General features: G+C 72.6%; 12 protein-coding genes. 9 read left to right on the forward strand and 3 right to left on the reverse strand.

Annotated elements, in window-relative coordinates:
- Positions 1 to 68 precede the first annotated feature (68 nt).
- Positions 69 to 674: a GntR family transcriptional regulator gene (locus ACFWY5_RS14760; protein WP_379632221.1), complete on the forward strand. Its 606-nt coding sequence runs from the start codon at positions 69 to 71 to the stop codon at positions 672 to 674.
- On the opposite strand, the gene ACFWY5_RS14765 is transcribed toward ACFWY5_RS14760, so the two are convergent.
- A complete protein-coding gene (locus ACFWY5_RS14765; protein WP_379632223.1) occupies positions 658 to 1443 on the reverse strand; it encodes an alpha/beta fold hydrolase in 786 nt (261 codons plus the stop codon). The genes ACFWY5_RS14760 and ACFWY5_RS14765 overlap by 17 nt on opposite strands.
- A gap of 161 nt (positions 1444 to 1604) precedes the next feature.
- On the opposite strand from ACFWY5_RS14765, the gene ACFWY5_RS14770 reads away from it, so the two are divergent.
- The 3 genes from ACFWY5_RS14770 to ACFWY5_RS14780 are packed head-to-tail and all read left to right on the forward strand — an operon-like array spanning position 1605 to position 6321.
- The gene (locus ACFWY5_RS14770) at positions 1605 to 2069 is read left to right on the forward strand and encodes a PPOX class F420-dependent oxidoreductase (RefSeq protein ID WP_379632225.1); all 465 of its coding nucleotides are present in this window, start codon (positions 1605 to 1607) and stop codon (positions 2067 to 2069) included.
- Between the two features lie 19 nt (positions 2070 to 2088).
- A complete protein-coding gene (locus ACFWY5_RS14775; protein ID WP_379632227.1) occupies positions 2089 to 4902 on the forward strand; it encodes a BTAD domain-containing putative transcriptional regulator in 2814 nt (937 codons plus the stop codon).
- A 24-nt stretch (positions 4903 to 4926) separates the two neighbouring features.
- Positions 4927 to 6321, forward strand: a complete 1395-nt coding sequence (locus ACFWY5_RS14780; RefSeq protein WP_379632228.1) for an MFS transporter — start codon at positions 4927 to 4929, stop codon at positions 6319 to 6321.
- On the opposite strand, the gene ACFWY5_RS14785 is transcribed toward ACFWY5_RS14780, so the two are convergent.
- Complete coding sequence (locus ACFWY5_RS14785) at positions 6281 to 6676, reverse strand: ester cyclase (RefSeq protein ID WP_379632230.1); 396 nt, start codon at positions 6674 to 6676, stop codon at positions 6281 to 6283. The two genes, ACFWY5_RS14780 and ACFWY5_RS14785, sit on opposite strands and share 41 nt — an antisense overlap.
- Between ACFWY5_RS14785 and ACFWY5_RS14790 the strand changes: the two genes are divergently transcribed.
- The 3 genes from ACFWY5_RS14790 (at position 6675) to ACFWY5_RS14800 (ending at position 9769) form a co-directional block, all read left to right on the forward strand.
- Positions 6675 to 7883 carry an amidohydrolase gene (locus tag ACFWY5_RS14790; RefSeq protein ID WP_379609446.1) on the forward strand — a complete coding sequence of 403 codons (1209 nt, stop codon included), beginning with the start codon at positions 6675 to 6677 and terminating at the stop codon, positions 7881 to 7883. The two genes, ACFWY5_RS14785 and ACFWY5_RS14790, sit on opposite strands and share 2 nt — an antisense overlap.
- Positions 7884 to 7998: 115 nt before the next feature.
- Entirely contained in the window at positions 7999 to 9210 is a 1212-nt protein-coding gene (locus ACFWY5_RS14795; RefSeq protein ID WP_379609445.1) for an MFS transporter, read from the forward strand.
- Positions 9191 to 9769: a TetR/AcrR family transcriptional regulator gene (locus ACFWY5_RS14800; RefSeq protein WP_379632232.1), complete on the forward strand. Its 579-nt coding sequence runs from the start codon at positions 9191 to 9193 to the stop codon at positions 9767 to 9769. Before ACFWY5_RS14795 ends, ACFWY5_RS14800 begins: the two co-directional genes overlap by 20 nt.
- Here the strand turns inward: ACFWY5_RS14800 and ACFWY5_RS14805 are convergent.
- On the reverse strand, positions 9741 to 10577 hold the full coding sequence (locus ACFWY5_RS14805) for an alpha/beta fold hydrolase (protein WP_379632234.1): 837 nt from the start codon (positions 10575 to 10577) through the stop codon (positions 9741 to 9743). The two genes, ACFWY5_RS14800 and ACFWY5_RS14805, sit on opposite strands and share 29 nt — an antisense overlap.
- Positions 10578 to 10665: 88 nt before the next feature.
- Between ACFWY5_RS14805 and ACFWY5_RS14810 the strand changes: the two genes are divergently transcribed.
- Together ACFWY5_RS14810 and ACFWY5_RS14815 are read left to right on the forward strand one after the other, a co-directional pair.
- Positions 10666 to 11208, forward strand: coding sequence for a CGNR zinc finger domain-containing protein (locus ACFWY5_RS14810; protein WP_379609442.1), 543 nt, complete (start codon positions 10666 to 10668; stop codon positions 11206 to 11208).
- Between the two features lie 117 nt (positions 11209 to 11325).
- Positions 11326 to 11949, forward strand: coding sequence for a hypothetical protein (locus ACFWY5_RS14815; RefSeq protein WP_379632236.1), 624 nt, complete (start codon positions 11326 to 11328; stop codon positions 11947 to 11949).
- The last annotated feature ends 47 nt before the right edge of the window (positions 11950 to 11996 follow it).

The following is an 11996-nucleotide window of genomic DNA, read 5'->3' on the forward strand; positions in this document are numbered from 1 at the left end:
TACCATTAAACACCCAATGATCGATCATTGGGTGTTCGGGTGACTGGATTCGCGATGTAATCTTGGGTGTGAAACCCGTAGTGCGATCCCCGCTCCGCGACGACATCCGTCAGCAGTTGCTGGACGGCCTGATCACCGGCCGCTGGGCCCCCGGCGAGCGCATCGTCGAACGCCGCGTGGCCGCCGACCTCGGCGTCAGCCAGGCTCCGGTCCGCGAGGCGCTGCGCGAGCTGGAGTCGCTGCGCCTGATCGAGTCCTCACCCAACAAGGGCGCGCGCGTACGCCCCGTCACCCGGGCCGACCTGCGCGAGGTCTACCAGGTGCGGGCCGGGCTCGAAGAGACCGCGGCCCGCCTGGGCGCCCCCGCGGTGGAGGCGCTGGAGGCCCACACGGCCCGGCTCGAAGCGGCCGCGGCGACCGGCTCGCTGTCGGGTCAGGTGTCGGCCGGGATCGCCTTCCACCGGGAGATCGTCGCCGCCTCTGGCAACGCGTTGTTGCTGTCGGTGTGGGACGGCCTGGGCCTGGAGGTGTGGACACACCTGTCGATCCGGGTGTTCCGCGCCGAACTCCACGAGAACGCCGCCGACCACCAGCCGCTCGTGGACGCCTTCCGCGCGGGCGACCCCCGGGCCCCGGGCCTCCTGCGCGAGCACATCCTCAGCTACGCGCCGTGAGAAAGGCCGCGATACGCGCGGACCAGGTGCGGATGCCGGCCACGGTGTCCGAGACGTGCAGGGTCGCGGCCGGGAGCAGGCGGGCGAGCGCCTCGGCCGTGGACAGCGGATGGCCGTCGTCGGTGTCCCAGGCCAGGATCAGCGCCGGGTGCGTCAGCGCGGACAGCTCCGCCGGCGCGGGCAGGTCGGAGGCGGCCAGACCGCGCATGACCGAGGGCAGCAGATCCCAGGAGACGTCCGGCAGCGGGAACGCGGGCCCCTCGGCGAAGATCGCGGGCGGCTCGCCACCGGCCATCAGCTCGGCGAACCCCTTCGGCCCCCGGGTCTCCAGCGCCTCGGCCGCCTCCAGGTAATGGGCGGCCACCGCCTTCCTGGTCTCCCACGCGGTCGGCGGGATGATCAGCACGAGCCGCTCGAAGGCCTCCGGCCGCTTCAGCGCGGCGTGCAGCACGGTGGCCGTGCCCATCGAGGCGCCCATCCCGGTCACCGGCCCGGCGTCCACATGGTCGATCACCGCGAGCAGGTCGTCGGCCAGGTTCGTGAAGACATAGTCCCCGGGTACGGCCCGGCCGGTCGACTCCCCGTGGCCCCGGGCGTCATAGCGAACCAGCCTGGCCACCTCCTCCACCGGCTCCCACGCGAACAGCCCGTGCCTCCGCTCACCGGCCCGGCTGGACATGGCGCCGTGGACGTGGACCGCGAGCGGCCCGCCCTCCCTGCCGCTCACCGCACCGGCCAGGTCGGCTCCCTCTCGGGCGACGGTTACCATCACTTCCTCCTCAGCGTGGTGTGGATGCCCACGGCGGCGACCGTACAGACCGCCGCGATCGCCCACAACCGGCCACCGAACGGCAGACGCGCTAAGGTCGCGCCAACCACACAGAACCAACCGCAAAAGAACCGACAGCATCGACGAAAGGCCCGCGACCCATGCCCCGCACGATCGCCACCGCGACCCGCGTCGACCTGCCCGAGCTGCTGGAGTTTCTGCGCCCGCGCCACCACGGGCTGCTGTCCACGACCCGCGCGTCCGGCCGCCCCCAGCTCTCCCCGGTCGCCTGCGGCGTGGACGAGTCCGGGCGGATCGTCGTGTCCACCTACCCGGACCGGGCCAAGGCGCACAACGCCCGGCGCGAGGAGCAGGTGTCGATCTGCGTGCTGTCCGACGACTGGAACGGCCCGTACGTGCAGGTCGACGGCCGCGCCGAGGTCTTGGACATGCCGGCCGCCGAGGACGCGCTGGTGGAGTACTTCCGGTGCGTCGCCGGCGAGCACCCGGACTGGCAGGAGTACCGCGAGGCCATGCGCCACCAGGACAAGTCGCTGATCCGGATCACCATCGACTCCTGGGGCCCGATCGCCACCGGCGGGTTTCCCGCGCGACTGGCGGACTGACATCGGGGATGCTGGAGGGGTGGCGGAAGGCATCTTCATCCGGCTGCTCGGATCGGTGGACGCGCGGGACGGCTCGCGCGCCGTCGAGCTCGGGCCGCCGCGCAGGCAGGCCGTGCTGGCGATGCTGGCCGCGCACGCGGGCGCGCCGGTCACGGTGGAGGGGCTGGTCGACGGGGTGTGGGGCGAGAGCGCCCCGCGCAGCGCGGTACAGAACGTCCACACCTACATCGCCGGTCTACGGCGGGCACTGGAGCCCGAACGGTCCCCGCGCGCCCCGGCCGGGCTGCTGAGAGGTGTGCGCGGCGGTTACCTGCTGGCCCTGGACCCCTCGTGCGTCGACTCCCTGGTCTTCGCCGACCGCCTGGAGCGGGCCCGCGCCTTACCGGCGGACCGGGCGCTGGCCCATCTGGACGAGGCGCTCGGGCTGTGGCGCGGTCCCGCGCTGTTCGGCCTGCCGGGACCGTTCGCGGAGACCGAGGGGCAGCGGCTGGAGGAGCTCCGGCTGACCGCCGTCGAGGAGAGGGCCGCGCTGCTGCTCGACGCGGGCCGCGACGCCGACGCGCTGGACGGTCTCGAACAGGTGGCCCACGCCCATCCGCTGCGCGAGCGGCTGTGGGAGCTGCTGATCCGGGCCCAGGCCGGCAGCGGGCGCCGGGCGGAGGCGGTCAGATCCTTCGAGCGGGCGCGCCACAACCTGGCCGAGGAGCTGGGCGTGCGTCCCGGGCAGGGATTGCGCGAGGCCCTTGAGGGGCTTGAGCAGGTCCGTGAAGGCCTGGGGCAGGTCCGTGAGGGGCCGGGGCAGGTCCGTGACCGCCGCGCGCCGCAGCAGTTGCCGCGCGACCTGCGCGCCTTCGTGGGCCGCGAGGCCGAGACGGCGGCGCTGTGCTCGCTGCTGGCGCCGCCTCCCGGCACGTCGCAGGCGTCCGTGGTGGCCGTCACCGGCGTGGCGGGGGCGGGCAAGTCCGCGCTCGCCGTCCACGTGGCCCACCTGCTGCACACCCGTTTCCCCGACGGCCGGCTGTTCACGAACCTGCGCGGCGCCACGCCCGGGGTTCAGGAGGTGAGCCCGCTGGAGGCGCTGGGCCGGTTCTTACGGGCGCTGGGCGTGGCGGCCGAGGACGTACCGGTCGATCTGGACGAGGCCATCGCCCTGTGGCACAGCCGCCTGAACGGCCGGCGCCTGCTCGTCGTGCTCGACGACGCCAAGGACCCGGCCCAGGTACGGCCGCTGCTGTCGGTGCCGGAGGGCAACGCCGTACTGCTGACCAGCAGGGAGTCCTTCTCCTGCGTCGACGACTGCGCGCAGGTCGGCCTGGCGACGCTGCCGGAGCCGGAGGGCGCGGCCATGCTGGCCGAGCTGGTGGGCGGTGATCGGGTACGGGCCGAGCCGCGGGCGGGCCGGCGGCTGGTCGAGCTGTGCGGCGGGCTGCCACTGGCGATCCGGGTCGCGGCGGCGCGGCTGCTGGACGACCCGCACGCGGGCCTGGCCCGGCACGTGGCCCTGCTGGAGGACGAGCACTCCCGGCTGGAGGAGCTGCAGGCGGGCGACATCGCGGTGCGCTCCAGCCTGATGGGCAGCTGGAGCGCGCTGGCCGGCAGCGAGCACGAGCGCGACCGGCAGGCTGCCGCCGCCCTCGCCGCCCTGGGGCTGCTCGACGTGGCCGAGTGGTCGCCGCGGGTGGTGGCGGCGCTCATGGGGACGGACGTCGCGGTCGCCGAGCGGGCGCTGAACCGGCTGGCCGCGGCGCATCTGATCGACCGCCTGCGGTCCGGCCGCTACCACCTGCACGACCTCGTACGGCTGTTCGCCCGCGAGATCGCCCCGCCACAGCGCCGCGAACCGCTGCGCAGAGCCCTGGGCTTCTACGCCGCCACCGCCCGCGCGGCCACGGTCCTGCGCGACCCGCACCGGGTGCAGCCCGCCGGCCCGCCGGTCACCGCCGCGCCGCAGCCCTTCGCCGGCCGGGACGAGGCGTGCGCGTGGCTCGTCGCCGAGGATCCCAACCTGGTCGCGGCGGCGTGGCAGGCGATGGGCGAGCCCGACGACGAGATCGCCGCGCTGGGCGTCGCCGTGACGTTCGCGCTCCTGTGGCACCAGATCGACGCGTGCGCCATGGCCGACATGCGGCGGCTCAACGAGCGGGCCCTGGCCGTGTCGCGGCGGCTGGGCCAGGACCGGCTGATCCTGGAGTGCCACAACCACCTGGGGCACGCGGCCAACTGCCACCACCGGACCCCCGAGGCCATCTGGCACTACGAGCGGCAGCTCGACCTGGCCAGGCGGCTGGCGGACCCGTTCTGCGAGCAGCGCGCCCTGGGCAACATGGCCTCCACCCAGCACACCGGCGGCCTGTTCGCGCAGGCGCTCGACTCCGCCCTGACCCAGCTGGCCCTCGCCCGCCGGGAGGGGTTCGCCGTCGGGGAGCGCTTCGCGCTGTTCATCGCCGGCTCCGCCTACCGCGGCCTGGGCCGGTCGGCCGAGGCGCGGGACCTGCTGACGCGGGCGTTCGACCTGGCCGTCGAGGCGGGCGACGACTTCCAGGTCCTTTCCACGGGCCGCGAGCTGGCCGAGCTCTACCTGGACCTGTACGACTTCGAGGAGGCGCTGGAACGGCTGACGCGCACCCACGCGCTGGCCGTGGCGCTCAACAGCAAGAAGTGCACGATCGCCTGCCTGATGGCCCTGGCCACGGCCTACCGGCGGCTCGGCGACCCGTCCAAGGCCCACGCCCACCTGACCGAGGCCGCCGCCCTGATCGAGGAGACCGGCGACGCCTACCACCTCGAACGCCTCCATCAGGAGGAACGGGCGGTCCGCCTTGATCTCAGCTGAGGTTGAGGTTCTACCGTGGGGGTCGTGAGACGTGGACGGATGCTCGCCGTGCTGCTCGTGGCCTGGTTCATGGCGCAGTTCGACTTCTTCGTGGTCAACGTGGCCGCGCCGGCCTTCGAGCGGGAGCTGGGCGCGAGCCAGGCGCAGCTTGAGCTGATCGTGGGCGGCTACGCGTTCACGTTCGCCGCCGGGATGATCACCGGCGGGCGGCTGGGCGACCGCTACGGCTACCGCAGGATGTTCGTCGCCGGGATGACCGCGTTCACCCTCGCCTCGGTCCTGTGCGGGCTGGCGCTCGACCCGGCCCAGCTCATCGCCGCCCGGCTCCTGCAAGGACTGGCCGGCGCGATCATGGTGCCGCAGGTGCTGGCGATGATCCCGGTGATCTTCGAGCCGCGCGAGCGCCCCAAGGCCGTCGGCTGGTACGGCCTCGCGGGCGGCGTCGGCGCGATCGCCGGGCAGGTGCTCGGCGGGCTGCTGCTCACCGTCGACGTCCTGGGCCTGGGATGGCGGATCGTCTTCCTGCTCAACCTGCCGATCGGCGTGGTCACGGTCATCCTGGCGGCCCGCCTGCTGCCGAAGGCCGACTCGGGGACGTACGCGCGGCTGGACCTGCGCGGCGCCGCCGGGCTGGCGATCGGGCTTGCGTTGCTGCTGGTGCCGCTCGGGCTCGGGCACAGCCTGGGCTGGCCGGTGTGGGCGTGGGTGTGCATGGCCGGCGCCGTACCGGTGCTGGCGCTGACCGGGCGGTGGCAGCGCGTCCTGGCGGCGCGCGGCGGTCAGCCCGTGCTGGACCTGGCGTTGCTGAAGGTGCGCTCCTACGTCGCCGGGGTCGGCGCGGTCACCGCTTTCACCGCCTATTTCGTGTCGTTCATGTTCACGCTGACGCTGCTGCTGCAGGGCGGGTTCGGGCTGGACGCGTTCCAGGCGGGGCTGGCGTTCGCGCCGATGGGGCTGATGTTCTCGATCACCTCGCTGCTCGGCAGCCGCCTGGTCCGCCGGTACGGCCCGCGGGTCGTCGTGATCGGCGGCTGTGTCACCGCGGCCGGGCTGACCGGGATGCTCTTCGTGGAAGGGGTGCCGTGGACCATCGCGGCGCTCATGGTGGTCGGCACCGGCAACGGGCTGGTGCTGCCGCAGCTCATCGGCACCGCGCTGGTCGAGGTGGAGCCGGGTCAGGCGGGCATCGCCTCGGGCTTCCTGACGACGGCCCAGCAGTTCGCCGGCTCCGGCGGGGTCGCGGTGATCGGCGCGGTGTTCTTCGCGGCGGCGTCGGGACCGGGAGGTTACGCCGCGGGCATGCGCTGGTCGGCCGCGATCGATCTGGCGCTGATCCTGGTCGTGGTCGCCGTGGTGGCCTACAACGGCCGCCGGGCGCTCAACCGAGCTGAGCTTCCAGTCCCTTCACGTCGGACATGACCCAGTACTCGGCGAAGCGGCCGCCTTCTGCCCGCAGGATGTCGTGGCCGCTGAAGGCGACCGGCCTGCCCTGATGGTCGCCGCTGAACGTCCAGCGGGCGGCCACGAGGTCGCCGGTGACGATCGGGCCCACGTCGAGGGTGACCTTCACGCCGGTGAAAGGTTCGTGCCCCTGCTTCAGCACCTCGATCAGCTCGTCGGGGCCCCGTACGTCCATGCCGGGCCAGTGGCCGGCGAAGTCGTCCGTGACGAGTTCCCGGGCGAGTTCGAAGTCGCCGTTCCACATCTCCAGGAGCCAGCGTTCGTACAGGTTGATGACCATATCCAGCGACGTACCCACTAGGTTGCCCTTCATGAACGTTGCGATTACCGGGGGTTATGTCGTGCCCGTGACGGGCGCGCCTGTCGAGAACGGCACCATTCTCATCCAGGACGGGAAGATCACCGCCGTCGGCGCGGACGTGGCCGTGCCGGACGGCGTCGAGATCGTGGACGCGGGCGGCGCCTGGGTGCTGCCCGGCTTCGTCGAGGCCCACGGGCACATGGGCGTCCACGAGGAGGCCGACGGCTGGGCCGGCCAGGACACCAACGAGATGACCGACCCGAACGGCGCCCGCCTGCGCGCGCTCGACGCGATCAACCCGGCCGACCTCGGCTTCGGCGACGCGCTGTCCGGCGGCGTCACCACCGCGGTGATCAAGCCGGGCTCCGCCAACCCCATCGGCGGGCAGACCGTGGCGCTCAAGTGCTGGGGCAGGAGCGTGGAGGAGATGCTCCTGCGCGAGCCGGTCAGCGTGAAGAGCGCGCTCGGCGAGAACCCCAAGCGGGTGTACGGCGACCAGAAGAAGCTGCCCTCGACCCGCCAGGGCGTGGCCGCGGTGATCCGCGACGCGTTCATGAAGGCCCAGGACTACCGGGCCAAGCGGGCGGCTGCGGCCGACGAGGGCAAGCCGTTCGACCGGGACGGCACGATGGAGGTGCTGGTCAGGGTGCTGGATGGGGAGCTGCCGTGGTGCCAGCACACCCATCGGGCCGACGACATCGCGACCGCCCTGCGGCTGGCGGACGAGTTCGGCTACCGGGTGATCGTCAACCACGCCACCGAGGGGCATCTGCTGGCCGACGTGCTCGCCGAGCGGCGGATTCCGGTGATCATCGGGCCGCTGTTCACCAGCCGGACGAAGGTGGAGCTGCGGCAGCGGTCGTTGCGCAACCCCGGCATTCTGGCCAGGGCGGGCGTCGAGCTGGCCATCACGACCGACCATCCCGTGGTGCCGATCCACTTCCTGGTGCACCAGGCGACGCTGGCCGTGAAGGAAGGGCTCGACCGGGAGACGGCGCTTCGGTCCATCACGGTGAACCCGGCCAAGATCATGGGGCTGGACGACCGGGTCGGGGCGCTGGCGCCGGGGCTCGACGGCGATGTGGTGATCTGGTCGGGGGATCCGCTGGACGTCATGAGCAGGGCGCTGCGGGTGTTCGTGTCCGGGCGTGAGGTGTACACGTTCTCCGATGAGCTGGGCGAGGGTGTGGTGGCTGACCCCTACTACCGCGAGTCCTGATTTTTCACTTCTTAACGCGCCGCGTCCTGGTTGGGGGCGCGGCGCGTTGGTTTGCGGCATGCCGTACAGTGAAAAAATCTAACACTCGTTCAATTTGTTTGCGGAGGCTTCTCCCATGGCCAACCCCTATGCGGCGTTGTTCAGGACGCCCGGCGCCGTGGCCTTCTCCCTCGCCGGATTCGTGGGGCGCATGCCCATCTCGATGACCGGTATCGGAGTGCTGACGATGTTGTCCCAGATGCGGGGCGGCTACGCGCTCGCCGGAGCCGTGGCCGCGACCTTCACGCTGTCCACCGCCCTCGCGGGGCCGCAGGTGTCGCGGCTGGTGGACCGGCTGGGGCAGGGGCGGGTGCTGCTGCCCGCGGCCGGGCTCAGCGTCGCCGGGCTCGCCGCCCTGCTGCTGTGCGCCCGCTCCGGCGCGCCCGCCTGGACGTTGTTCGTCTTCGCCGCGCTGGCGGGGACGCTGCCCAACCTGGCCGCGATGGTCCGCGCCCGCTGGACCCACGCGCACCGCGGCTCCCCCCACCTGCACGCGGCCTTCTCGCTGGAGTCGGTGGTGGACGAGCTGACCTTCGTCGTCGGCCCGGCGCTGTCGGTGGCGCTGTCCACGGCGTTGTTCCCCGAGGCGGGCCCGCTGGTGGCGGGCGTGCTGCTGGTGGCCGGGGTCCTGCTGCTGGTGCCGCAACGGCGTACCGAGCCGCCCGTCCAGAGGTACGACGCCGCCGCCGGCCCGAGCCGCTCGGCCATCCGGATCCCGGCGGTACGGCTGCTGGCGCTGCTCCTGGCGGCGGGTGGCGTGATCGCGGGCACGGTCGACGTGGTCAGCGTGGCCTTCGCCGCCCTGGCGGGCGCACCGGCGAGCGCCGGGTTCGTCCTGGCCGCCTACGCGGGCGGGTCGGCGCTGTCCGGGCTGGTGTTCGGGGCGCTGCGGCTCGCGGTGCCGCTGCCCCGGCTGCTGCTCGTCAGCGTGACCGGGACCGCGCTGACCACGGTGCCGCTGCTGTTCGCGGGCGGGGTGGCGGCGCTGGCCGCGGCGGTGTTCGCCGCCGGGCTGTTCTTCGCCCCTACGATGATCGTGGTGATGAGGCTCGTGGAGCGCGCCGTTCCCGCCTCGTCGCTCACCGAGGGGATGACCTGGGCGATCACCGGGCTGAGCGCGGGCATCGCGCTGGGCGCGGCGCTCGCGGGCGCGCTGGTCGACCAGTATGGCCCGACGAGCGGGTTCGGCGTCGCCGTCGCGGCGGGAGCGGTCGCGCTGGCGCTGGCCGTCCTGGCCGCCCGTACCCCGGCAGGAAAGGAGGCGGAAGGTGAACGAGCCGCTCACTGACGGGCGCCGCATCAAGGGCGAGCAGCGCAAGCGGGAACTGATCGAGGCGACGATCCGGGTGGTCGCCCGCGACGGCGTGGCCGGCGTCAGCCACCGCACCGTCGCCAAGGAGGCCGGCCAGCCCGCCACCGCCGCCGCCTACTACTTCAAGGCCATCGACGACCTGCTCACCGCCGCGCTGACCTCCTGCATGGACGAGGACGCCGAGCGCATGCGCCGCCTGGCCGACGTGGACGACCCCGAGGAGGGCCTGCGGGCCCTGGCCGAGCTGATGTGCCAGGTCGTCGCCGCCCCCGCCCACCTGCTCGCCGAGTACGAGCTCTACCTCCTGGCCGCCCGCCGCCCCGAGCTGCGCGAGCCCACCCGGCGCTGGCTGGCCGCCGTCGAGCGCTTCGGCCGCCGCCACACCGACGATCCGGTACGGCTGCGCGTCCTCGCCGGCACGATCGACGGCGTGCTGATGCAGGCGTTGCTGACCGACACGCCGCCCGGCCGGGAGGAGTGGGAGGGCATCCTGCGGGCCGTACTGCTCACACCCGGTCCAGAAACCGGGCGATGAGCGGGGCGATCTCCGGCAGGTCCTCCTCCAGGGCGAAGTGCCCGGTGTCAAAGACGTGGAGCTCGGCGCCGGGCAGGTCGCGCAGGTAGGCGCGGGCGCCGGGCTCGGGGAAGAACGGGTCGTTGCGACCCCACACGATCAGGGCGGGCGGGGTGTGCTCACGCAGCCACGCCTGCCACCTGTCGTACTGCCCGACGTTGGAGTGGTAGTCGAAGGCCAGCGCGATCTGGGCCTCCTTGCGGCCGGGCAGGTCCAGGAAGTGCTGGTCGAGGGTCCAGCCGTCGGGCGAGAGGCGCTCGGGGTGCCGGGTGCCCGACTCGTACTGACCGCGGGTGCCTTCCAGGGTGAGCAGGCCGCGGATCGTCTCCTCGGCGCCGGGCGTCTCCGGCCGCAGGGCGACGAAGTCGCGGGCTCCCGCCGACAGGCCCTCCTCGTAGGCGTTGCCGTTCTGGATCACGAGACCTGCGATCCACTCGGGGTGCCGCAGCGCGAGGCGGAAGCCGATCGGGGCGCCGAAGTCGAAGACGTACATGGTGAAGCGGGTGAGGCCGAGCTCGCGCACGAACCCCTCGGTGATGTCGGCGAGCCGGTCGAAGGAGTAGGTGAAGTCCTCGGGCGCCTCGGTGTGGCCGAAACCCGGGTAGTCGGGGGCGATCAGCCGGTACCGGTCGCCCAGTTCGGCGATCAGCTGCCGGAACTGGTGCGAGCCGGACGGGAAGCCGTGCAGCAGCAGGAGCACGGGCGCGTCGGGCGTGGCGGGGACGGACTCGCGGTAGAAGACGCGCACGCCTTCGACGTCGGTATACATGCTGACTAATGCCTTTCTCTAAAGAAGATGCATTAGTTCTAGCGTGTCGCGATCTAATGCGTCAACCCGCAGATATAGAATTAGTGACATGACGGATCCGCTGACCGGCGAACATCTGGCCCTCGACCTCGTCAACACCAGGCCGAGCGTCGGGGACCTCCTCGCCACCCCCGCCGACCTGCGCCACTGGCTGGTTCTCCAGCGGGGAAGGCTGCGGGACGAGCCGGTCGCCGAGCGCGACGTCGCCCAGGTACGCGAGCTGCGCGAACTGGTGGCCGTCGCCGTCTCGCACCTGCGCGCCGGAACCGCCCCGCCCGATGAGGTCCTGCGCGCCCTCACCCAGGCGCAGCGAATGGCGCCCGCCTACCGCGAGCTCTCCTGGCGCGACGGGGCCGTCGCCGCGCTCCCCCGGCGCTCCGGCACTCCCGGCGAACGCCTGGTGGCCCAGCTCGCCGAAGCCGCCGCCGACCTGCTCGCCGGGCCCGACGCCGGCCGTATCCGGCAGTGCGAGGGACATGACTGCGTGATGTTGTTCGTCCCCGCGCACCCGCGCCGCCGCTGGTGCTCGACGGCCCGCTGCGGCAACCGCGCCCGCGTGGCCCGCCACTACCAGCGGCACAAGCCCGCCTGAACTCTTCCGAATTCTCGAACCATCGATCAGGTCCGGGCGTCAAACGAGATCACAAGCATCTGGAGTGGTTCATGTGATGATCCGGCCGAACCCCGCCGCCGTGAGTGTGTCTTCGGCATGGTGAGCCGCAAGCGCGCCGCACGTTCCCGGCGGAGCATCGACGTGACCCGGCTTCCCGAGGACGTCGTGGCTCTCCTCGACCACCTCCCGCCCGGCGAGAACCTGGTCGTCACGCGCGACGGCGCGCCGATCGCGACGATCGCCGGCACGATCGACGTGGTCGAGGGCGCCGTCGTCGACCGCGGGGCGCCCGACGAGGTCACCGAGCAGGTGCCGGCCGACTACGACGGCGTGACCGTCGTGGCCACCGCGATGGAACTGTCGGCCGCGGCCCGGGTGGCGCTGTCCACCCAGCTCGGCCCGGACTACGTCGTCCTCGACATGAAGGCGGCCCCGTTGACGGCCGACGTGCTTCTGGCGCCACCGGGCAGCCCGCAGCTCATCGGGGCGCTGCGGGGGATGTTCACGAAGGCTCGCATCATCGTCACCGAGATCGAGGACGACGAGCTCGGAGTCCAGTACCACGGTCCGGTCCGGCGGCTGCTCGACGCCGGGGCCGAAGCGTATCTGCCGCCGGCGAACCTCCCGCGCCTGGCCATGCAGCTCGACTACACGCTCAACCACGGGCGCGAACTCTCCGGCGGGACCGCCGCGCAGCCGCAGATCGCCCCGGCGGACTGAAATCAGCTCCGTTCGGAGACGCCGGACGCCCGGCCCCCGTGCGGGGC

It is taken from the genome of Nonomuraea sp. NPDC059007, assembly GCF_042740555.1.
GTDB lineage: Bacteria > Actinomycetota > Actinomycetes > Streptosporangiales > Streptosporangiaceae > Nonomuraea.

What these genes read in the sequence shown, in the direction of transcription:
- ACFWY5_RS14765 (WP_379632223.1), bottom strand. Translation starts at nt 1,443, where the DNA reads ATGGTAACCGTCGCCCGAGAGGGAGCCGACCTGGCCGGTGCGGTGAGC.
- ACFWY5_RS14770 (WP_379632225.1), top strand. Translation starts at nt 1,605, where the DNA reads ATGCCCCGCACGATCGCCACCGCGACCCGCGTCGACCTGCCCGAGCTG.
- ACFWY5_RS14790 (WP_379609446.1), top strand. Translation starts at nt 6,675, where the DNA reads ATGAACGTTGCGATTACCGGGGGTTATGTCGTGCCCGTGACGGGCGCG.
- ACFWY5_RS14785 (WP_379632230.1), bottom strand. Translation starts at nt 6,676, where the DNA reads ATGAAGGGCAACCTAGTGGGTACGTCGCTGGATATGGTCATCAACCTG.
- ACFWY5_RS14795 (WP_379609445.1), top strand. Translation starts at nt 7,999, where the DNA reads ATGGCCAACCCCTATGCGGCGTTGTTCAGGACGCCCGGCGCCGTGGCC.
- ACFWY5_RS14805 (WP_379632234.1), bottom strand. Translation starts at nt 10,577, where the DNA reads ATGTATACCGACGTCGAAGGCGTGCGCGTCTTCTACCGCGAGTCCGTC.
- ACFWY5_RS14810 (WP_379609442.1), top strand. Translation starts at nt 10,666, where the DNA reads ATGACGGATCCGCTGACCGGCGAACATCTGGCCCTCGACCTCGTCAAC.
- ACFWY5_RS14815 (WP_379632236.1), top strand. Translation starts at nt 11,326, where the DNA reads ATGGTGAGCCGCAAGCGCGCCGCACGTTCCCGGCGGAGCATCGACGTG.